This is a genomic window from Pseudomonas sp. TNT2022 ID642, assembly GCF_028656995.1.
In the GTDB taxonomy this organism is placed as follows: domain Bacteria; phylum Pseudomonadota; class Gammaproteobacteria; order Pseudomonadales; family Pseudomonadaceae; genus Aquipseudomonas.
The window spans coordinates 706007-726716 of sequence record NZ_JAMDGW010000001.1; the positions used below are offsets into that span (position 1 = coordinate 706007).

General features: G+C 59.6%; 21 protein-coding genes. 8 read left to right on the forward strand and 13 right to left on the reverse strand.

What is annotated here, in order from left to right; translation table 11 throughout:
* The first annotated feature begins 35 nt into the window (after positions 1-35).
* Complete coding sequence (locus M5G26_RS03275; protein WP_007914475.1) at positions 36-428, forward strand: hypothetical protein; 393 nt, start codon at positions 36-38, stop codon at positions 426-428.
* Here the strand turns inward: M5G26_RS03275 and M5G26_RS03280 are convergent.
* The 3 genes from M5G26_RS03280 to M5G26_RS03290 form a co-directional block, all read right to left on the reverse strand.
* On the reverse strand, positions 350-1309 hold the full coding sequence (locus M5G26_RS03280; protein ID WP_273914430.1) for a DUF6279 family lipoprotein: 960 nt from the start codon (positions 1307-1309) through the stop codon (positions 350-352). The two genes, M5G26_RS03275 and M5G26_RS03280, sit on opposite strands and share 79 nt — an antisense overlap.
* 78 nt (positions 1310-1387) lie before the next feature.
* Positions 1388-2104: a TorF family putative porin gene (locus M5G26_RS03285; RefSeq protein ID WP_273914431.1), complete on the reverse strand. Its 717-nt coding sequence runs from the start codon at positions 2102-2104 to the stop codon at positions 1388-1390.
* Positions 2105-2311: 207 nt separating this feature from the next.
* The gene (locus tag M5G26_RS03290) at positions 2312-2500 is read right to left on the reverse strand and encodes a hypothetical protein (protein ID WP_016985943.1); all 189 of its coding nucleotides are present in this window, start codon (positions 2498-2500) and stop codon (positions 2312-2314) included.
* A gap of 341 nt (positions 2501-2841) precedes the next feature.
* Here M5G26_RS03290 and M5G26_RS03295 point away from each other — a divergent pair, with 341 nt between their 5' ends.
* The 3 genes from M5G26_RS03295 to M5G26_RS03305 all read left to right on the forward strand — a co-directional run bounded on the left by M5G26_RS03295 (position 2842) and on the right by M5G26_RS03305 (position 5385).
* Positions 2842-3678 (forward strand): CvfB family protein, encoded by an 837-nt coding sequence (locus M5G26_RS03295; RefSeq protein WP_134177706.1) that lies wholly within the window; start codon positions 2842-2844, stop codon positions 3676-3678.
* Between the two features lie 103 nt (positions 3679-3781).
* Positions 3782-4183, forward strand: a complete 402-nt coding sequence (locus tag M5G26_RS03300; protein ID WP_134177707.1) for a DUF2177 family protein — start codon at positions 3782-3784, stop codon at positions 4181-4183.
* 233 nt (positions 4184-4416) lie between these two features.
* Complete coding sequence (locus M5G26_RS03305; protein WP_401043500.1) at positions 4417-5385, forward strand: DMT family transporter; 969 nt, start codon at positions 4417-4419, stop codon at positions 5383-5385.
* Here M5G26_RS03305 and M5G26_RS03310 read toward each other — a convergent pair.
* Complete coding sequence (locus M5G26_RS03310) at positions 5330-6511, reverse strand: MFS transporter (protein WP_273914432.1); 1182 nt, start codon at positions 6509-6511, stop codon at positions 5330-5332. The two genes, M5G26_RS03305 and M5G26_RS03310, sit on opposite strands and share 56 nt — an antisense overlap.
* 104 nt (positions 6512-6615) lie before the next feature.
* Between M5G26_RS03310 and ptrR the strand changes: the two genes are divergently transcribed.
* Positions 6616-7509, forward strand: coding sequence for a putrescine utilization regulator PtrR (gene ptrR / locus M5G26_RS03315; protein WP_273914433.1), 894 nt, complete (start codon positions 6616-6618; stop codon positions 7507-7509).
* A 142-nt stretch (positions 7510-7651) separates the two neighbouring features.
* Complete coding sequence (locus M5G26_RS03320; RefSeq protein WP_007914492.1) at positions 7652-7780, forward strand: PA1414 family protein; 129 nt, start codon at positions 7652-7654, stop codon at positions 7778-7780.
* A gap of 104 nt (positions 7781-7884) precedes the next feature.
* Here the strand turns inward: M5G26_RS03320 and M5G26_RS03325 are convergent, their stop codons facing one another.
* The 6 genes from M5G26_RS03325 to speB all read right to left on the reverse strand — a co-directional run bounded on the left by M5G26_RS03325 (position 7885) and on the right by speB (position 13485).
* Complete coding sequence (locus M5G26_RS03325; protein ID WP_150692142.1) at positions 7885-8133, reverse strand: acyl carrier protein; 249 nt, start codon at positions 8131-8133, stop codon at positions 7885-7887.
* Between the two features lie 42 nt (positions 8134-8175).
* The gene (locus tag M5G26_RS03330; protein ID WP_273914435.1) at positions 8176-8901 is read right to left on the reverse strand and encodes an MBL fold metallo-hydrolase; all 726 of its coding nucleotides are present in this window, start codon (positions 8899-8901) and stop codon (positions 8176-8178) included.
* A gap of 85 nt (positions 8902-8986) precedes the next feature.
* A complete protein-coding gene (locus M5G26_RS03335; protein ID WP_038363687.1) occupies positions 8987-10366 on the reverse strand; it encodes a sodium:solute symporter in 1380 nt (459 codons plus the stop codon).
* A 177-nt stretch (positions 10367-10543) separates the two neighbouring features.
* Positions 10544-12046: a purine-cytosine permease family protein gene (locus M5G26_RS03340; RefSeq protein ID WP_273914436.1), complete on the reverse strand. Its 1503-nt coding sequence runs from the start codon at positions 12044-12046 to the stop codon at positions 10544-10546.
* Positions 12047-12101: 55 nt separating this feature from the next.
* Positions 12102-12524 carry a YybH family protein gene (locus M5G26_RS03345; RefSeq protein WP_134177712.1) on the reverse strand — a complete coding sequence of 141 codons (423 nt, stop codon included), beginning with the start codon at positions 12522-12524 and terminating at the stop codon, positions 12102-12104.
* Between the two features lie 10 nt (positions 12525-12534).
* A complete protein-coding gene (gene speB, locus M5G26_RS03350) occupies positions 12535-13485 on the reverse strand; it encodes an agmatinase (RefSeq protein WP_003222717.1) in 951 nt (316 codons plus the stop codon).
* A gap of 395 nt (positions 13486-13880) precedes the next feature.
* Between speB and M5G26_RS03355 the strand changes: the two genes are divergently transcribed.
* The gene (locus tag M5G26_RS03355) at positions 13881-14774 is read left to right on the forward strand and encodes a LysR family transcriptional regulator (protein ID WP_007956593.1); all 894 of its coding nucleotides are present in this window, start codon (positions 13881-13883) and stop codon (positions 14772-14774) included.
* A gap of 5 nt (positions 14775-14779) precedes the next feature.
* Positions 14780-15376, forward strand: coding sequence for a tRNA-uridine aminocarboxypropyltransferase (locus M5G26_RS03360; protein WP_273914437.1), 597 nt, complete (start codon positions 14780-14782; stop codon positions 15374-15376).
* A 150-nt stretch (positions 15377-15526) separates the two neighbouring features.
* Here the strand turns inward: M5G26_RS03360 and M5G26_RS03365 are convergent, their stop codons facing one another.
* From M5G26_RS03365 to M5G26_RS03375, 3 genes are all read right to left on the reverse strand, one after another.
* Complete coding sequence (locus tag M5G26_RS03365; RefSeq protein ID WP_038363699.1) at positions 15527-16888, reverse strand: HlyD family type I secretion periplasmic adaptor subunit; 1362 nt, start codon at positions 16886-16888, stop codon at positions 15527-15529.
* A gap of 10 nt (positions 16889-16898) precedes the next feature.
* The gene (locus M5G26_RS03370) at positions 16899-19058 is read right to left on the reverse strand and encodes a type I secretion system permease/ATPase (RefSeq protein WP_150692146.1); all 2160 of its coding nucleotides are present in this window, start codon (positions 19056-19058) and stop codon (positions 16899-16901) included.
* Positions 19059-19215: 157 nt separating this feature from the next.
* The gene (locus M5G26_RS03375; protein WP_064388304.1) at positions 19216-20574 is read right to left on the reverse strand and encodes a TolC family outer membrane protein; all 1359 of its coding nucleotides are present in this window, start codon (positions 20572-20574) and stop codon (positions 19216-19218) included.
* Between the last annotated feature and the right edge of the window lie 136 nt (positions 20575-20710).

The following is a 20710-nucleotide window of genomic DNA, read 5'->3' on the forward strand; positions in this document are numbered from 1 at the left end:
CGCCATAAATCACGCGCACCGGAGGTTGGATCAGGATGACGACTTATAACTGGGATTTGATTGAACGCTTGCTGCACGAAGTGCAGAACAGTGCCGGCCACAGTTTTGCCCCTCGGGCCTACGCCGAAGACTATGCGGCGGCGAAAGCCAGCGCCGGCGAGCCGATCGAGAATCTGGATCATCTGAAAACGCTGGCTTGCGACTATGAAAGGTTGCTGCTGTTGCGCGGTTACATTGCACCGCGTCCGGATGAGGAGGGCAGCACCGGAAACAATTTTGTGCTTACGCCGCGCGGTTCCAGCTTGCTGAGTCTGATCGACAGCAGCATTCCCGGCAACGATCACCCGCGTCAGGTGCTGGATGAGCAGGAGGATGCGCTGGCTGAGGCGACGTTTGATGAAGTGGCTTCAAAAGCCCAGATCGCATGAGGTTCTGAAAGCAAAAGATCGCAGCCGGCCTTCAGGCACTTGAGGTCGTTGAAGTCTTTGCGCACCCCTTCGATCTTCTTCAACAACCGCTGACGCTGTTGCGGCGTACTCTCGGCCATCAAGTCGACCGCCAGCGAGCGTCCCTGCGCTTCAGTTTCGGCGAAGGCCTTGCGGTAATCCGCTGTCCATAAACTCTCGCGATTGACCAGAAGCGTCGCGATTCTCTGTGGGAATTCGGGACTTTTGCGTTGTGCGACGGCGGCACTGAATTGCTTCTGCCAATGCGCGCGGTTGGCAATCCATTGGGTGTACTGATCGCCCAACGCGGTCGACCACGCCATGACCCGCTGTTCTTGAGTGGCGCTCAAAGGCCCCAGCCAGTCGTTCAGACGTTTAACCATTCGCGCGCCACGCTCGGCAATTTGTTGATCAAGCGGCGGCTTGAGGTATTCCTGCTGACGCTTGCGCAAATCCTTGGCAAACGCGTCATTCATCTCGGCGACCTGTTTGTCATCCAGCCCCTGCAGCAACTCGATCGCCGACGGGGTGATCTCTCGAGCGGTTTCGGCAATGGCCTGCTTGGCTTCCGTAGTGCGCGCCTGTAGCGCGGCATCGGTGACCTGATTGGATTCGACCATGGTCTGCAGGCGATCAAGCCAGTCCAGATAGCCCGGCAATTGCGTGGTGCAATGCCAGCTCAAATGATCCTTGAGGCGTTCGTTGAACCAGTCTTTCTGCTCGCCGTTCATGTCCAGGTAATCGCCGAGCGTCCACGGAATAATGACGTCGAGATTGCGGTAGGCCAGGCCGACACGGCTGCAGGCGCCGAGGGCGAGGGTAAAGATCAGTAGCGCGGCGATGTGTTTGAACCAGCGAGACATGGGCGAATCCTTGCGTGAGCCTGGCTTCGAGGGACTGATTCCTATGTGAACGCAGAATGAACCCGGCAGTTCAGCCGATCAATAGAACGCGCGCGCAGCCTTGAGCGTGACGAGCCCGTCGCACTCGCTGTTGTGCCCGGAGTAGGCCGAACAATCGCTGCCGCTGAGGCTGGAATTGCTGTAGATCAGATCGAGATCGACGCCCATGAACGGCCGGGACAATTTCACTGACCAATCGGTAAAACTGCTGACATAACCACCGTCCACGGCGACGGGCGTGTTCAGTTGGTGGGTGGTGTATTTCATGCTGACGCCGATGCCGAATGGCTGGTTGCCGCCAAGATCGGCAAACAACGTGTTGTTCTGTTTATCGGGGTCATTGCTGAAGGCCACGCCGAAACGACTGCCGAGCAGGGTCAGACCACCGAACAGCTCCTGGCTGTCGAGGGTATCGACCTTGGGATAGCTGTAGTGGATCATCCCGACTTCGTAGCCGAGGGTCTGATCGAAAGGCTGTTTAAAACCGACGTAGGAATCGATTTCGAGGTTCTTGCCCGGGGAGATGCCCATACTCGGTGCGTACTGGCCGACATAGAGGCCGCTGTCGTGGCTAAGGTCGAGGCCGCCGTGAAAGGAACCGACTGCCGCTGGTTTGACCAGGCCCTGGGCCATGCTGCGTGTGGGCGTTGTGCCGAGTTTGAGGTCGAAGTCGCCGAGTTCACGCTGGAAAATCTGCGCGTGCGCGGTCGCACTGGCCAATAGGCCTACGAGTAATAAACGGGATGTTTTGCGCATGCGTCACTCCATGAACAGCGAGGGCAGGGCGGCGGGCCTGCTGAAACGCTTGATCTAGACGCGTGCAAGGATACCGGCGAATGCTCGGCATTGAAGGCCGTTCGTCGATTTAAAAGGATTTTTGTTTAATGTGGAGGGTATGTTGCGCGGTGCCAGTCCAGACGCTTCGAAGCTCAAAGCGCCTCTGGACGGGTGTAAAACCGGGTATTACTTCTTGCCCAGGCTGATCTGCTTGGACGGGCCGAATGTCTGGCCACTGACGCCTTTGGCAATTTGCTGAATCTCGCCGCCGGACTTGAGGAACGCTGCGATCTGATCGTTGATCGATTCGCTGGTTTCAACGGCTGGAGCTGGCTTTGCTTTGCTGGTGGATGCTTTTACACGCATGGCGGCCATTAACCTGTAGAAAAGTAACTCGGCCAGGCATCGTACAGGAATAACTTGACAATTGCTTGGTAAATATCCTCGGGAATAACCAACCTCATTGCTGCATTATTCTCGATTAAATGTTCGAAGTATTTGGCTAAGCTGCTGTTTTAAATAAGAACATTCAGGTGTTGCGGCATTCAGGTTTTCACCCTTGAGCGCTTGTGCCTGCCTGACGAGCGGCACTCAAGCACTGGCGCGAACACGGAAAATCAAGGCGTTGAGCGGGTTTCAACAGCGTGCGGATCTGCCGCCCGACGGCCACGCCAAAAACGGGTAGAATGCCGCCCACGCAATGAGGGTTTCGGAAAATGGCTTTAGTCGGGCGTTACAACAGTTTGCAAGTGGTTAAACACACTAACTTCGGTTTATATCTGGATGGCGGTGCCGACGGCGAGATTCTTTTGCCCAATCGTTATATCCCGAAAGATATTCCTACCGAAGATGAAGATTGGCTCAACGTATTTGTTTATCTGGACAGCGAAGACAAACTTCTCGCCACCACGGAAAAACCGAAAGTTCAAGTCGGCGAATTTGCCAGTCTGAAAGTCGTTGAGGTCAACAGCATCGGTGTGTTCCTCGATTGGGGGCTGCCAAAGGATCTGTTGCTGCCGTATTCCGAAGAAAAGCGCCAGATGACCGCCGGTGAATACTGCGTGGTGCATGTCTACCTCGACAAGCACACCCGCCGCATCACCGCCACCGCGCGTCTGGATCGCTACCTCGACAAGACCCCGGCCAACTACAGCCCGGGCCAGGAAGTTGATCTGCTGGTTGCCGAAGCCACCGACATGGGTTTCAAGGCGATCATCAACAACAAGCACTGGGGTTTGATTCACAAGAACGAAATCTTCAAGTTCATGCGCGCCGGCATGATCGAGAAAGGCTACATCAAGGAAGTCCGTGCCGACGGCAAAATCGCCTTGAGCCTGCAACCGGTTGGCCAGGAAGCGGCCAGCAGCCTGAACTCGAAGATCCTCGCCAAGTTGCGCGACAACAGCGGCACGCTGCCGGTCAGCGACAAGAGCGATCCAGCATTGATCAGCAGCCTGTTCGGCGTCAGCAAAGGCAACTTCAAGAAGGCCATCGGTTCGCTGTACAAGGAAGGCAAGATCGTTATTCATGCTGATCGCATTGAACTAACCTGAGACACCGCTGGCCCCATGTAGGAGCTGCCGAAGGCTGCGATCTTTTGACTTTGAAGATCAACAGATCGCAGCCTTCGGCAGCTCCTACATGAGGGCGGGTGTGATGAAGAAGTCTCTGGTTGCCTACGTTGCCACGCTGGTGACGTTTCTGTTGCTCGACGGTATCTGGCTCGGCCTGTTGATGGCGCCGACCTACCGTGAGCTACTCGGTTCGCTGATGCTCGAAAAACCGCTGCTGGTTCCGGCAGCGGTTTTTTATTGCCTGTATGTTTTTGGCTGCGTGGTGTTTGTGGTGATGCCAGCAGCGACCTGGCAGTGGGCGGCGAAGCGGGGTGCGTTGTTGGGTCTGGTGGCGTATGGCACGTATGACCTGACCAATTGGGCGACGTTGCGCGGCTGGTCGGTGCAGGTGACGTTGATGGATTGGGCGTGGGGGACGTTTGCCACGGCAGTGGCTTGCAGCGTTGGGTTTTTGTTGGCTAAACGACTGCATTCAGATCCATGAGAAGGGTTGATTGAACTGACGCCATCGCTGGCAAGCCAGGCTCCCACAGGGTTTTGTGTTGAACATAGAATCAGTGAGCAACCCCGGTCACTGTGGGAGCGGGCTTGCCAGCGAATGGCGGCGTAGCCGACAGCCATTCACCCCTGACGCCACTGAAGCACAAAATGTCTTTTCCAGACGGCTTTTTCTGTCTGACTGATTGATAATCCCCAGCACTGTTTTCTGACCAATGGATGGCCTGCCATGTTGTGTGTATTCGAGGTGTTGCGGTGATTGTCGAGCGGCGTAACGCCGACAGTTTTGCCCTGCAAGTGATGATCGGCCTCTGCCTGATCTGGGGCGTGCAGCAGGTGATGATCAAGTGGGCAGCGGCGGATATCGCGCCAGTGATGCAAGCCGCGGGGCGCTCAGGGATTTCTGCGTTGCTGGTCGGCTTGCTGATCTGCTGGAAGGGCGGTTGGGATCAGGTCGGCAACACCTGGCGCGGTGGCTTGCTGGCCGGTGCGCTGTTCGGTCTGGAGTTCTTCTTCATCGCCGAAGGCCTGCAACTGACCACCGCCGCACACATGTCGGTGTTCCTCTACACCGCACCGATTTTCACCGCGTTGGGTGTGCATTTTCTGCTGGCCAGTGAGCGACTGCGGCCGCTGCAATGGCTCGGCATCCTGCTCGCCTTCATCGGCATCGCGATTGCCTTCGCCGGCGGCGTGTCGTGGGACAACCTCGACCGGCGCATGCTGCTCGGCGATGCCTTTGGCGTATTGGCTGGCGCCTGTTGGGGCGCGACCACGGTGGTAGTGCGCGCCTCGCGTCTGTCGGAAGCACCGGTGACGCTGACCCTGTTCTATCAATTGATCGTCGGCTTCGTCGGGCTGCTCTTGATTGCGTTGTTCAGCGGCCAGATCACCCATGTCAGCCTGACCACCGTGGCGGTGGCCAGCGTGCTGTTCCAAGGGTTGGTGGTGTCATTCTTCAGTTACCTGATCTGGTTCTGGCTGCTGCGTCGGTATCTGGCAGCCAACCTTGCGGTGTTTTCGTTCATGACGCCGTTGTTCGGCGTGACCTTCGGCGTGCTGCTGCTCGGCGAACAATTGAGCGTGAACTTCGTCATCGGCGCCGTGCTGGTATTGCTCGGCATCACTTTTGTCAGCGCCGAGCAGTGGCTGCGTCGGCGTTTGCGCAGGGCGCTGGGCCAGCGCTAGTCGACTGCATCGCCAGGCCGCCAGCGATCAGCAAGCCGCTGCCGGCGATTACCAGTGCCGGATGCAGGCCGCCGCTGAAATGGCTGCTCAACGCCGCCAGCAACGGGCCGCTGAGTTGGCCGACGGCGAAGCAAGCGGTGAGCATGCCGGCATTGCGCTGAGTGGTGTGCGGTGCCAATTCTCGTGAGCGTTGCATGACCAGTTGCATGCAGGCGAGGAACGGTGTGCCGCAAAGGATCACGCCCAGTGCGAGGCCCAGGCCACTGCCGAGCAGGCAGGCAAAGACACCGGCCGCTTGCAGCCACAACGTCGCCATCAACCAGTGGCGCGTCGTTTCGGGATCGTGGCGCCGCAGGCTCACCAGCAACACGCCAAGCGCCGCGGCCAGACCGAAACACGGCCAGAACAGGTCCGCCTGCCACTGCCCGTGAAACTGCGCAGTGGCCATCTGCGACAGGAAGGTCGCCGGAATGATGTAGCCGACGCCATACAGCGCATAAATCACCGCCAACCGCCCGATTCCCCGATTCGATGGACTGACGGTCGCCACTGCAACCGTAGCCGGTGCGACCGGCGTTGGCAGCAGTCGCCATACACCCAACATCATCACCAACGCAGCCGCTGCATAAATCAGCCACAACGTCGCGGACGTCTGATTCAGCAGATGTGAGATCAGCGCCAACAACCCCGTGAGAAAAATCCCCAAACCCGGTCCGGCAAATACCAGAGCGCCCAAACGTGGACGACCCGCTGCGGCTGCCAAGGGTTGGCTTAAAGACGTGATCATCACCAGAACCCAGGCACTTGCCACTCCGGTGCCAAAACGCAGCACCAGGTGCGACCAGAAACCATCAGCCCAGAACGACGCCAGCGTCAGCAGCACGCACAACCACAGGCCGCCATGCAGGCGTCGCTGAACCTGTTGCGGGCGATGGGCGAACATCGCATCCACCGCGCCCAGCAAGTAACCGAGGTAGTTGGCCGCTGCAATCAGACCAGCGGCTGTCAGGTCGATCTGCCCTTCGCTGAGCAGGTGCGGCATTTGCGGGGTGAGGGCGAAACGCCCGATGCCCATGGCCATCATCAGGGCCACGGAGCAGGCGGATAAGCGAATCAGGGGCGACATGGTCGGAATTCCTTTGAAGGATCAATGACCGTCAGGCTAGGACTGATTGACTTTCTTTAAAATTGAATAATAGTGAGTAACTTGTTCTGTTATGGAGAAAGGTTGTGGAGTTCAGCCAACTGCGGATCTTTCAGGCCGTGGCCGAAGAAGGTTCGATCACCCGCGCCGCCGAACGTCTGCACCGGGTGCCGTCGAATCTGTCGACCCGGCTGAAACAGCTCGAAGAGCAACTCGGTGTCGAACTTTTCGTCCGTGAGCGTCAGCGTTTGCAATTGTCGCCTGCGGGAAAAGTCCTGCTGGACTACACCGGCAAACTGTTTGCCTTGCGTGATCAGGCCAGTGCGGCGGTGATGGGCGGGCAGCCGGCGGGGGACTTTGTGTTGGGTACCATGTACAGCACGGCGGCGATTCATCTGCCCGAGTTGCTGGCGCGCTATCACAAGCAGTATCCGGCGGTAAATTTGCAAGTGCAGTCGGCGCCGAGCGGGGAGTTGCTGGAAGGGTTGCTCACCGGGCGCCTCGACGCTGCACTGGTGGACGGGCCACTGGAACTGGCCGGGCTCGACGGCGTGCCGTTGTGCGAAGAGCGGCTGGTGCTGATCACCGAACCCGATCATCCGCCAGTGCGCAGCGCCCGGGACGTTGAAGGGCGTTCGGTGTTCACCTTTCGTCGCGGGTGTTCGTATCGCATGCGCCTGGAAGCGTGGTTTTCGCACTACCAAGCGACCATGGGCCGGGCGATGGAGATCGAGTCGTATCAGGGCATGCTCGCTTGTGTGATTGCCGGCAGTGGTGTGGCGCTGATGTCGGAGTCGATGCTCGCCAGTCTGCCGGGTCGCGACAGTGTCGCCGCGCACCCGTTGGCCGAGCCATTTGCGGGTGCGACAACATGGCTCATGTGGCGCAAGGGCATGCTCGGCGCCAACCTCAATGCCTGGATCGAGGTTCAGCAGGCCGTCTATCCTGCGGCTCAGATCGAAACACGAGAAACAGCCTGAACCAATGATGGCGAACTCTGTTCAATTCAGTAACAGATCATTGCGGATTTGGCCGAGCATTACGTAGGACTTCGGACTATTATCAGTGCGAAGCGACCTCAGAATTCCGGCCGCTCAGCACCACCCTGAAGGGGGCATGACGATGAAAGAGAAAATTCAAAACTGGCTGCACGATTTGGGTGTCGCCCTCGGTTTGATCGAACCGCCTCTGCAACCTGTTCCGATCCGCACCGATGACGAGCAGCGCCGCCGTCAACAACGGCGCCGGTAACGCCCCCGATCCGAGATCAAGGATTCAAGATCAAGAGATCGCAGCCTTCGGCAGCGCCTACACGGATTAATGTAGGAGCTGCCGAAGGCTGCGATCTTTTGCTTTTAATGACGGCCGATCTCAAGCAAAAACCGGCTCAAGTCATTCGCCGTCTTCGCGGTCTTGAGCATGCGGTCTTCCTCGGCGGTGAACGCCGTCAGTCCGAATTCATCTTCCAGATGAAAGATCAGATCTTCGATATCGGCTTTCTCCAGGCCCAGTTGGGCCAGGCTGGTGTTGTCGTTGAATTCACGGGTTTCCAGCAGACGCCGGATGTATCGGTGCACGGCGGCACGCACGGCAGCTCTTCTCATGGCAGATTTTCTGATTGTTGTTGTGCTTGAGTGAAGCAGGCCTCAGGCGTGGCCGCGCAACCACTCGTCAATCATCGAGCGCAAATGCTCCCCGGAAAAACTGCCGAAATGCCCGCCATGCACGGTGCGGATCGGCAACGCCTGCAAACGCTGCAGACTGGCGGCGTAATCCTCAAGATTGGAGTGGTAGGCGTCTTCGATCAGCGGCCCGTCGTAGATGATGTCGCCGCTGAACAGCGTCTCGGTCGACGCCTCATACAGGCTGATGCCGCCCGGCGAATGCCCCGGTGTATGCAGCACTTGCAGCGTGCGATTGCCCAGATCCAGCACATCACCGTCCTCGACAAATCCGGTCGCCGGCGCGGCTTTGACCCGGTATTCGGCGTAGCACAACGGGCAATCCGGATGCGCTTCGAACATGTCATCGCCGACAAACGCGCGGCTCAAGTCGTTTTCGCCATCCGGCGCGGCCAGAATGTCCGCTTCGGCTGGATGCACCAGCCGTTCAGTAAATTCGTGATGCCCGGCGATATGGTCGAAATGGCAATGACTGGCCACCGCCACTAGCGGCCGCTCGGTTATCCACGGCAACTGCTCGCGCAAGCTGACCAGTCCCGAACCGCTATCGAGCAACAAGTCTTTGTCACGGCCCTGAACGTGCCAGAGGTTGCATCGGTAAAACGGCCGAATATACGGCTCGTGAATCAGCCGAATGCCGTCACTCAGGTGTTGTACTTCGAACCATTTATCGCGAGAAACAATCTTCATCAGCACTTTCCTTCAGACGAAAAAAACGGGTGTGGCAACCGACGCCACACCCGTCGAAGAAAGCATCAAGTCGTTACATCAGAGCTTAGATCGCGCTCGCCACGGTTGCCGGGCGAGGGGAGACCAGGCTGACCACCACAAAGCTCACCAGACCCACAGCCAGGCTGTAATAAATCGGCGTGTTGGCATCCAGACCGTCCTTGAACATGAACAGCAGCGCAGTGGCAAAACCCAGGCCCATGCTGGCGATGGCGCCGGCGGTGGTCGCGCGTTTCCAGAAAATCGCACCGATCAGCGGGACCAGCATGCCGCCCACCAACAGGTTGTACGCCAGCGTCAGGGCGCTGATCACGTCATTCACCACCAGCGCGATACCCAGCACAACGATACCGGTGAGCAGGGTGAACAGGCGGTTGATGCCCAGGCTCGACTGTTTACCGCCACGCAGTTTCGGCAACAGGTCTTCCGTCAGTGTGGTGGCCGCGGCGAGCAGGCCGGCGCTGGCGGTGGACATCATTGCCGCCAGTGCCGCAGCGATCACCAGACCACGGATGCCGTCCGGCAGCGACAGTTTGACGATGGCGGCGAAGGCGTTGTTGACGTTGTCCAGATCCGGGATCAGCACGTGTGCAGCCATGCCGATCAGCGCGCAAGCCAGGCCGTAGAGGATGCAGTAGATACCCGCGATGCTGCCGGCGTATTGCGCGACTTTGGCGGTCTTGACGGTGAACACCCGTTGCCAGATGTCCTGACCGATCAGGATGCCGAAGAAGTAGATCATGAAGTAGGTGATGATCGTGTCCCAGCCGATGGTGGTGAAGCTGAAGGCTGTCGCCGGCAGTTTCAGCACCAGTTCGTCCCAGCCGCCAACGCGGTACAGGCAGATCGGCAACAGGATGAACATCAGGCCCACGGTCTTGATGATGAACTGGACGATGTCGGTGAGGGTCAGCGACCACATGCCGCCGATCGCCGAGTAGATCACCACCACGCCACCACCGACGAGTACCGAAACCCAGAATGGCAGGTCAAACAGCACTTGCAGGACGGTGCCGATCGCCAGGATCGAGGTCACGCCGATCATCAGTGCGTAGGCCAGCATGATCGCCGCGCTCGCCGAGCGGGCCATCGGGTTGTAGCGCTTTTCCAGGACCTGGGTAACGGTGTAGATCTTCAGTTTCAGCAGCGGTTTGGCGAGGAACAGGTTCAGCGCAACGATGCCGCAACCGAGTGCCGCGCACAGCCAGAAACCGGAAATGCCATGCACGTAACCCAGACGCACAGTGCCGACGGTGGACGCGCCACCGAGTACGGTCGCGGCCATGGTGCCCATGTACAGGCTCGGGCCGAGGTTACGACCGGCGACGAGAAAGTCCTCGTTGGTCTTGGCCTTGCGCATGCCGAAGTAGCCGAGCAAGAGCATGCCGGCGGCGTAGATGAGGACGACGAATAAATCCAAAGCCATGATGGCGTGTCTCCGATTGTCTTTTTTATGGTGAAACAAATTTGGTTCAGCAAGGCTGCCCCCTGTGGGAGCGAGCCTGCTCCGGGCGGCGATCCGACGAAGGCGTCAGCACATTCAACAACGACGTGACTGACAGATTGCTTTCGCGAGCAGGCTCGCTCCCACAGGGGATCTGCGTCAGGCGGCCTGACGCAGTTGAGGTTTTACTGCGGCTTCACGCCGGGCATCCTTCGGGCCGAACACTTCGCGCGGTTCCGGGAACAGGCTCAGCAGCGTCAGGTACACCACCGAAGCCAGGCCCAATGTCACCGGCAAACTGATGTCGATGCCGCCGGCCATTTCACCCAGCGGGCCAACGAACTGCCCCGGCAAATTGACGAAGCACAGGCCAACCGCCGCGCTCGGAATCCACGCACCCAGACCGCGCCAGTTCCAGCCGTGGCTGAACCAGTAGCGACCGCCTTGTTCGCCGCGTGTGAACACTTGCAGGTCGTCCGGGCAGTAGAAGCCGCGACGCACCAGCAGGCCGATGATCATGATCACCATCCACGGCGTAGTGCAGGTGATGATCAGCACGGCGAAGGTCGACACGCTCTGCACCAGGTTCGCCGCAAAACGGCCGATGAAGATGAAGGCAATCGACAACACGCCGATCAGCAATGTCGCCTTCACTCGCGACAGCACGCGGGGGAACACGCTGGACATGTCCAGCCCGGTGCCATACAGCGAGGTGGTGCCGGTGGACATGCCGCCGATCACCGCAATCAGGCACACCGGCAGGAAGAACCAGCTCGGCGACACCGCCAGCAAACCACCGACATAGTTGTTCGCCGCGATGTAGTCCGGCGCCTTGATCGCGACGATGGTCGCGGTGGTCAGGCCGAACAGGAACGGGATGAACGTGGCGATCTGCGACAGCACCACCGCCGCCATGATCCGTTGCTTGGAGGTGTCACGCGGGATGTAGCGCGACCAGTCGCCGAGGAACGCGCCGAAGGAAATCGGGTTGCTCATCGCCACCAGCGCAGCTCCGATGAACGCGGCCCAGAAGCCCGGCTGACCGAGGTTCACCGTACCGGCGTAGTTCACATCGAAAGGACCGGCGAAGGCGAAGATGCCCAGCAGAAATAACAGGCTGGCGCTCCACACCGCGATCTTGTTCACCCACAGCAGAAAGCGGAAGCCGTAGATGCACACGGTCAGCACCAGGATCGCGAACAGACCGTAGGCCAGGCCCAGGGTCAGGTCGGTTTCCGGCAGACCGATCAGGCGTTTTGCTCCACCGATCAGCGCATCGCCCGAACTCCACACCGAGAGCGAGAAAAACGCGATAGCGGTCAACAGCGACAGGAACGAACCGACGATCCGCCCGTGCACGCCGAAGTGCGCACCGGACGACACGGCATTGTTGGTGCCGTTGAGCGGGCCGAACAGGCCCATCGGTGCGAGGATCAGCGAGCCGAGCAGCACGCCCAGCACAATCGCCCAGACGCCGGCCTGAAAAGACAGACCGAACAGCACCGGGAAACTGCCGAGCACGGCGGTGGCAAAGGTATTCGAACCACCGAAGATCATCCGGAACAAGTCCGTCGGGCCTGCGCTGCGTTCGTGGTCCGGGATCTGCTCGACCCCGTGGGTTTCAATCTGCGTAAGGCTTTGGTCGTTGTTGTTGTTATTCATGATCTGCTCCGATCATAAAGGCGCGCTCATCGTGCGTGAGCGTCACCTGTTTTGGCTAAGGGGATGGCAGCCCTTCCGGCATTGCGGACAAATGTTCGTGGCAGGCCAGCCAATGGCCTTGTTGTTCTAGGCTCGACGCGTGTTTCTTGAACACAATCGTCTCGCGCTCCTGGCTGAAGTGTTGCTCCCCTTGCATGCGCAGCTCGGTGGCCACGTCATGGATGAAAATCGCCACGTCACCTTGCAGGCTGACGAAGGCGTTGCTCGAGGTGCACGCAAGCACCTCGAAGCCATCCTCGGCGCGCCAGCGGTCCCACAAGGCCTGATAGGCATCGCGCGACAGCAGTGGCTGTTCGAGGGTGTAGAAAACGAAACTCGCATCGGCGCTGAACGCGCCGAAGTAAGCTTCGCGATCGTTACGGGCGAAGGCGTCCACCAGCGCGGCGGCCGCTTGCAAAACCTGATCACGTTCGTTCATGACCCGACCCTCAGCGATGGACCACGCCAGGCAGTACGCAGAGCATTTCGTACAGCAGGTTGGCGGCCAGCAGCGAGGTGTTGCCAGTGGTGTCATAAGCGGGCGAGACTTCTACCAGATCGCAACCGATCAGGTCGAGGCCTTGGCAGCCACGGACGATTTCAATCGCCTGAATGGTCGTCAGACCACCGATTTCCGGGGTGCCGGTGCCAGGTGCCCAAGCCGGATCGATGCCGTCGATGTCGAAGCTCAGATACACCGGACCGCCGCCGACTTTCTCGCGCACTTCGGCCATCAGCGGCGCCAGCGACTTGTGCCAGCACTCTTCGGCTTGAACCACGCGGAAGCCCTGATCGCGGCTCCAGTTGAAGTCGTCAGCGGTGTAACCCTGGGCGCGCAAACCAATTTGCACCACGCGATCGCAGTCCAGCAGACCTTCTTCAACGGCGCGACGGAAGGTGGTGCCGTGGGCGATTTTCTCGCCGAACATGTGATCGTTGACGTCAGCGTGGGCATCGATGTGCACCAGACCGACCTTGCCGTGCTTCTTGTGGATCGCACGCAGGATGGGCAGGGTGATGGTGTGGTCGCCACCCAAGGTCATCGGGATCACGTTGTGCTCGAGGATGTTGTCGTAGGCTTCTTCGATGATGCGCACGGCGTCGAGCAGGTTGAAGGTGTTGATCGCCACGTCACCGATGTCAGCCACCGACAGCGAGTCGAACGGCGCCGCGCCGGTGGCCATATTGTACGGACGGATCATCACCGATTCGGTACGGATGTCGCGTGGCCCGAAGCGGGTGCCGGGGCGCAGCGAAGTACCGATGTCCAGGGGCACGCCTACGAAGGCAGCATCCAGGCCGGCAGCGGTCGGTACATGGGGGAGTCGGAGCATGGTGGCGATGCCGCCGAAGCGCGGCATTTCGTTGCCGCCCAGTGGTTGGTGAAGAATCTTGTCCACGGGTAAGGCCTCATCGTCTTTGTTTTATTTATGTCGGCGCGCCGTAGAGCACGGGTTCGGACGCCGCTGTGGGGTCGATGATGCGAAATGTAGTGAGGGGAAAGAATCGCTACGGGCAAAAACTTAGTTCAGATTTTTCTAAACTAATGGCGAGGCTGGGATTAGACTTTGCGGTCTCGGGATTCTTGCCTGGCTGAACATTGCTGCCCTCACCCCAGCCCTCTCCCCCAGGAGAGGGAGCTGATCTCCATTGCGTTCGAATCCTGAGTTCGACTCGATATCACAGGTCGATGCGCATCCTGAGAATACCGCGGTCGGCTCCCTCTCCCTCCGGGAGAGGGCTGGGGTGAGGGAAGGTTCTATCAGGCAACACATCTCTAAAGCCCGGAGCAGACATGGCCAACGCTTTACCCGACCTGAAACTGTTGCGCATCTTCGTCAGCGTCGTGCGCCATCAGGGTTTTGCCAACGCGCAACAGGAACTCAACCTGTCGACCTCGGCGATCAGCACCTACATGAGCCAGCTCGAAGCCGCGCTAGGCCTGGTGCTGTGCCATCGCGGGCGCGGCGGGTTCAGCCTGACCAGCAAGGGTGAGCTATTCCATCAGGAAACCCTGCGTCTGCTCGCCGAACTTGAAGGTTTCGAGCAATACGCTGCAGCGCTCAAGGGCGAACTGCGCGGCACGCTCAACCTCGGCGTGATCGACTCCACGGTCAGCGACAAGGCCTTGCCGTTCGCCGAAGCCATCGGCGCCTACAGCCAGGAACACCCGGCGGTGCATTTGCATCTGTCGGTGATGAGCCCGTACGAACTGCAACTCGGCGTGCAGGACAACCGCCTCGATCTGGCCATCGGTGCGTTTTCCACGCGTATGAGCGGTCTGGTCTACATGCCGCTGTACCGCGAACAACACTGGCTGTATTGCAGCAGCCGCCATCCGTTGTTCAACGAGCGGCGTATTCCCGAACAAGTCATCACCCAGCAACGTATGGTCGGGCGCGGTTATTGGAGTCAGGCGGAACTCGCCCGCCACGGTTTCAAGCACAGCGCCGCCACCGTGGAAAGTATGGAGGCACAGCTGATTCTGGTGCTGTCCGGCGCCTACATCGGTTATTTGCCGGAACACTACGCGCAAGCCTGGGCCGACAAGGGGGATCTGCGCGTGCTGTTGCCGGCGACCTTCGGTTATCAGGCGCCGTTCTCGATGATCATGCGCCGGGGTCGCAGTCGCGAGCCGCTGATCCAGACTTTCCGCGATTTGCTCAAAGCACAGCTCAATCAGGCTTAAAGAAGATGTCCAGACCTCAATGCCCGCGCTGCCTGCGCCCCCAAACCCATTGCCTGTGCCCGCTGATTCCGCGCCTCGACAGTCGCACCCGGGTGCTGCTGTTGCAGCATCCGAGTGAGGTCAATCATGCGTTGAATACTGCGCGGTTAGCGGCGTTGGGACTGACCAATGCCGAGCTGATTGTCGGTGAAGTATTCGAAGATTTACCGACGCTGTTGAACCTGCCGGGGTATCGGGCGCGGTTGTTGTTTCCGGCTGATGATGCGCAACCGATAGAGGCTTACGGCGAGTCTGATGAACCCCTGTTGCTGGTCGTTCCGGATGGCACCTGGCGCAAGGCGCGCAAGATGTTGCACCTCAATCCGCTGCTGGCGGCGTTGCCACGGGTGACGCTGGCCGAGGGTGGCGTGTCGCGCTATCGCTTGCGCAAGGCGCCGGGGCCGGGAGCGTTGTCGACGATTGAGGCGATTGTGCAGGCGTTGCAGACGCTGGAGGCACCAGCGTCATTCGAGCCGTTGCTCAAGCCGTTCGAGGCGTTGATCGAGGGGCAGATTGCGGCGATGGGGGAGGAGACGTTTCAGCGTAATCATGCTGAAAAATAGTCGGTGTTCTTGCTGGCCTCATCGCTGGCAAGCCAGCTCCCACAGGTTCTGAGGTGTTCACAGGTTTTGTGGCCGACACGGACACTGTGGGAGCTGGCTTGCCAGCGATGGGGCCAGTCAATTCACCACAAAATCCAGATATCTCTAGCTCTAGCGTTCGCGCATCGCCTCGGTCCGGGCTTTAAGCACGGGTTTGAGCAAGTAATCCAGCACACTCTTTTCCCCGGTAATAATGTCCACCGTCGCCACCATCCCCGGAATAATCAGCAGCGGTTTCACATCCCCGCCCAAATGGTTTTTATCGGTGCGCACCTGAATCAGATAAAAGCTGTTGCCCTTGTCATCGGTAATGGTATCGGCACCAATCAACTCCAGTTTAGCGCTCAGCCCACCATAAATCGTGTAGTCATAAGCACTGAACTTGACCATCGCCTTCTGCCCCGGATGCAGGAACGCGACATCCTGCGGCCGCACCTTGGCCTCGATCAGCAAGTTGTCTTCCAACGGTACGATTTCAACCATGTCACTGCCCGGTTGAACCACGCCGCCGATGGTGTTGACCTTCATTTGCTTGATCACGCCGCGCACGGGCGAGATGACCGTGGTGCGGGTCACGCGGTCGTCGATGGCGATGCTGGTGGCGGTGATTTTCGACAGGTCGGTGCGTTTCTCATTCAGCTCTTTGGCCGCTTCCGAGCGGAAGGTTTGCTCCGACTCGTCGATCTTGCTGCGGATCTCGGCAATCGCTGATTCGGCGCGGGGAATGGCCAGCGTCGTCGCATTCAATGAACCTCGGATTTCCACCGCGCTGCGCTTGAGGCGGAGGATTTCCACGGGGGACACCGCACCGGTTTTCACCAGCGGTTCGGACATGTTCATCTCTTGCTGCAGCAGCGCCAGACTCGAGCTGAACTGACCTTGCTTGGAGCGAAACTCGGCGAGCTCCTGAGTCTTCTGCCGCAATTGTTCACTCAACGTGCGCTGCTCGCTGGCCAGTCGGCGCTGGCGTTGTTCGTACAGCGAACGCTCGTCTTCGGCGACTTGCGGCGCCTTGGCGATGACCTCATCGGAGAGCTTGAACGGCCGGCCTTCGGCCTCCGCTGACAGCCGTTCGACCTGTGCAGTCAGCGCATAGCGATCAGCCTCGCTCTCACCCTTGTTCGAACGAAAGCGTGTGTCATCCAGGCGCAGCAGGGTGTCACCCTTGTTCACCATCTGCCCTTCGCGGACGAATATCTCAGTGACGATCCCGCCCTCAAGGTTCTGGATCACCTGAACCTTGCTCGAAGGAATCGCCTTGCCTTCGCCCATGGTGACTTCTTCGAGCACGGCGAATTTGGCCCAGACCACCGCGCTGATCAGCAGCGCCGCCGCCAGCCACACGGTGATCCGCGACCAGCGCGGCGAATCCTGCAAGGACGCGCCGGCGGTTTCCGGCATGAATTCGGCTTCTGCGCTTTTGCCGAAACTGTCGAAGTAGCCGCGCTCTTTGCTATCGGAGGAAGCAGACATGGGGCAACTCCTAGACCGCTGCCGAGCCGACACGGCCCTTGCGCAGTGCATCGATGACCGCTTCTTTCGGGCCGTCGGCGACGACCCGGCCGTTGTCCAGCACCAGCAACCGGTCCACCAGACTCAGCATCGAAGTGCGGTGGGTGACCAGCAGCAGCGTCTTGCCTTGCACCCAGCCGTGCAGCTTCTGCCGCAGCAAGTCTTCACTGCTGTTGTCCATGGCACTGGTCGGTTCGTCGAGCAGCATGATCGGCGGGTCGAGCAACAAGGATCGCGCGAGCAACACCGCCTGACGCTGGCCGCCGGAAAGCAATTGTCCGCGCTCGCCTACCGGTCGATCAAAACCTTGCGGATGCTGGCGAGCGAGTTCGGTAACGCCGGTCAGCTCGGCCACTTCGAGCATCCGTGAGTCGCTGATGTAACGTGCGCCGAGCGTGAGGTTGTCACGCAGACTGCCGGCCAGCAGCGGCAGATCGTGGGCGACGTAACCGATTTGCTGGCGCAGGTCGGCGACATCGAGCTGGCGCAGGTCGAGGCCGTCGAGCAACAGCTGGCCTTCTTCGGGTTCATAGAAACCCATGACCAATCGTGCCAACGTACTTTTGCCCGAACCGCTGCGGCCGATGATGCCGACCCGCTCACCGGGTTTCAGGCTGAAGCTGACATTGCTCAGCGCCGGCGCGTTCTGGCCGTTGTAGTGAAAGGTCACGCCGCTGACGTCCAGCGCGCCTTGCAGTTGCGTGCGTTCCAGCGGCCGCTGTTTGCCGTCGCGTTCCTGCGGCAGGGCCATCAGCGCATCGGTGCTTTTCATGGTCAATTGCGCTTGCTGATAGCGGGTAATCAGCCCGGCAATCTGCCCCAGCGGCGCGAGCACGCGGCTGCCGAGCATGTAACTGGCGACCAGCGCACCGACGCTGAGGTTACCGGCGATGATGCTGTAGACCCCGGCGACAATGGTCGCCATCCCCGAGAACTGTTGAATGAACAACGTGCCGTTGGTGGCCAGCGCCGACAGATTGCGCGCGTGGCTGTCGAGACGGGTGAGGGCGCCGTGGGTGCTTTCCCATTTGTGCTGGCGCTCGCTTTCGGCGCTGCAGGCCTTGAGGGTTTCCAGGCCACCGAGGGTTTCGATCAGCACCGCTTGGCGTTCAGCGCCGAGGCTCAGGCTCTTTTGCACGGTGTCACGCAGACGTACCTGAATGATCATCGCGAAGATAATGGTGATCGGAAACGCCAGCAGCGGAATCACCACCAGCCAGCCGCCGAGCAGGCCGATGACCACCAGCATCAACACCACGAAAGGCAGATCGATCAGGCTGGTCAACGTCACCGCCGTGAGGAATTCGCGCAGGCCCTGAAAGTCATGAATGCTCTGGGCGAAACCGCCGATGGTCGCCGGCCGTGCCTTCATCGACATGCCGGTAATGCGCTCGAATAAAGTCGCGGAAAGGATCACGTCGGTTTTCTTGCCGGCGGTGTCGAGCAGGTGCGCACGCACCACCCGCAGCACCAGTTCGAAGCCGGTACCGATCAGCAAGCCGATCGACAGTACCCACAGGGTCGACGTGGCCTGATTCGGCACCACACGGTCGTAGGTCTGCATGACGAACAGCGGCACCATCAGGCCTAACAGGTTGATCAGGAAACTGGCGAGGATCGCATCGCTGTAGAGCCATTTCGACAGCTTCAGGGTGTCGCGAAACCATGCATGTACCCGTGGCACCAGCGGTGAGCGCAGGTCTTCGAGTTCGTGGCGTGGCCGGGCGAACAGGGCCTGGCCGCTGTAGTGTTCGGCGAGTTCTTCACGGTTGATCCATTGTTCGCCGCCATCGGCTTCGCTGGGCAGGATCAGCGCTTTGCCGTCGTCGCCGAAACGCCGTAAAACAGCAGTGCGACCGTCGTTGAGCAGCAGCAGAATCGGCAGATTGAGTGGTGAGATGTCTTTCAGATCACGGCGCAGAATCCGTGCCTGCAACCCGGCGCGGGCGGCGGCGCGGGGCAGCAGATCGAGGCTCAGGCGTTGTTTATTGAGGGGCAGGCCGGCACTCAGGCTGGCGCGGCTGACCGTTGCGCCATGCAGTTTGCAGAGGATCAACAGACCGTCGAGTAACGGATCATCGAAGCTCAGCCGCGGATCGATCCCGGTGTGGCCGGGTTCCATGCTGGTCATATTGATCGCCTCTGTTGAACGGGCACGGGAATCCACACATTGATCGTTCCCACGCTCCGCGTGGGAATGCAGCCCGGGACGCTCCGCGTCCCAAAGCGGACGCAGAGCGTCCATTGAGGCATTCCCACGCAGAGCGTGGGAACGATCAACAGTGGACTTATTTCAGCTCGGGCAGGCGCGCTTCGTTTTTGACTTCGGTCGCGGCGATCGCATCGGCTGGCAGCACCACCCGCTGTTTGCTCAGCAACTGGCCCATGTTCGCCAGCACGCGGTACATCGAATATTCCTCGGTGTAGCGGATTTCGGTGTAGCGACGGTTGGCGTTGTACAGCTCGTTTTCACTGTCGAGCAGGTCGAGCAAAGTCCGTTGGCCAAGGCCGAACTGATCCTGATAAGCCGCGCGTACGCGTTTGGTGGTTTCCGCGTATTCGCGGGCAGTCGGGGTCTGCTTCTTCGCGTTGACCATGGCGTTCCACGCCAGGTGAATGTTCTCGTTCAACTGACGCAGGGCGTTGTTGCGGATGTCCATCGCCTGGTTGATCTGGTGCGCATCGGAGGCCAGTCGTGCCTTGTCGCTGCCGCCACGGAACAGGTTGTAGTTCATCACCACACCCACGCGCCATTCGTTGTCGTGGCCTTCATCGCCCTGCACGTTGTTGTTCGCGCCGACGGCCGCCTCAGCATCGAAACGCGGATAGAACGGCGACTTGGCGACTTCGTACTGGCTCTCGGCCGATTGCACGTCAGCCTGCGCGGATTTCAGGTACGGGTTGTTCTCGACCATGCTCTGCTGCGCTTCCGGCAGGCTGGTCGGCAATTCGCCACGGGTCGAGGCCGGGGTTTCCAGCTCATCGGGCATGCGCCCGACCACGCTGTAGAAATTCGATTCAGCGTCGGCCAGATCGACTTCGGCGGTGTCGAGGTTGTTTTGCGCCAGCGCTTTACGTGCGACCGATTGATCCGAGTCCGCGGTGCTGCCGACGCCACGCTCGGTGCGCAGGCCGATCTGGTCATTGACGCGCAAATGCGCCTGCAGGTTGTTCTTGGCCAAGGTCACCAGTTCGCGACGCTTGAGCACTTCGAGGTAGACCTCGATGGTGCGCAGGGCCAGATCCTGGGCGGTGCCTTGCGCGTAATACGCGCGCGAATTGGACACGCCTTTGGTGCGCTCGACTTCGTTGGCGGTGTTGAAACCGTCGAACAGCATCTGCCGCAGACGCAGCTCGGACTGGGTGTAATTGAGGATTTCGGTGTGGTGATTACCGAAAGCCCGGGTGTTGGTGTTGTCGCTGTAGCCACGGCCATACGCGGCGTTCAAATCGACGGACGGATAGAAGCCACCCTTGGCCACTTTGACTTGTTCATCAGCCGACAGGCGGGCGTCCACGCGCGAGGCCAGTTCCGGGTGCGTGGCGATGGTGCTTTGAATAGCCTCGGTAAGGTTCATGGCCTGGGCTTGAGAAGTGCAAGCCATGGCCAGCAAAACCGCGCTGCAGAGGGGGGTTAGAACGCGCATGGGTGCATCTCCCTGAGTCCTGATGGTGTGTTACTGTCGCCAAATATTTGACGATATTTTTAGGTCTAAGCGTTTCACTCTTGTAACAACAGAGCTAAGAACATCCTGAAGCGTAGCTAAGAAAAAATTTTCATAA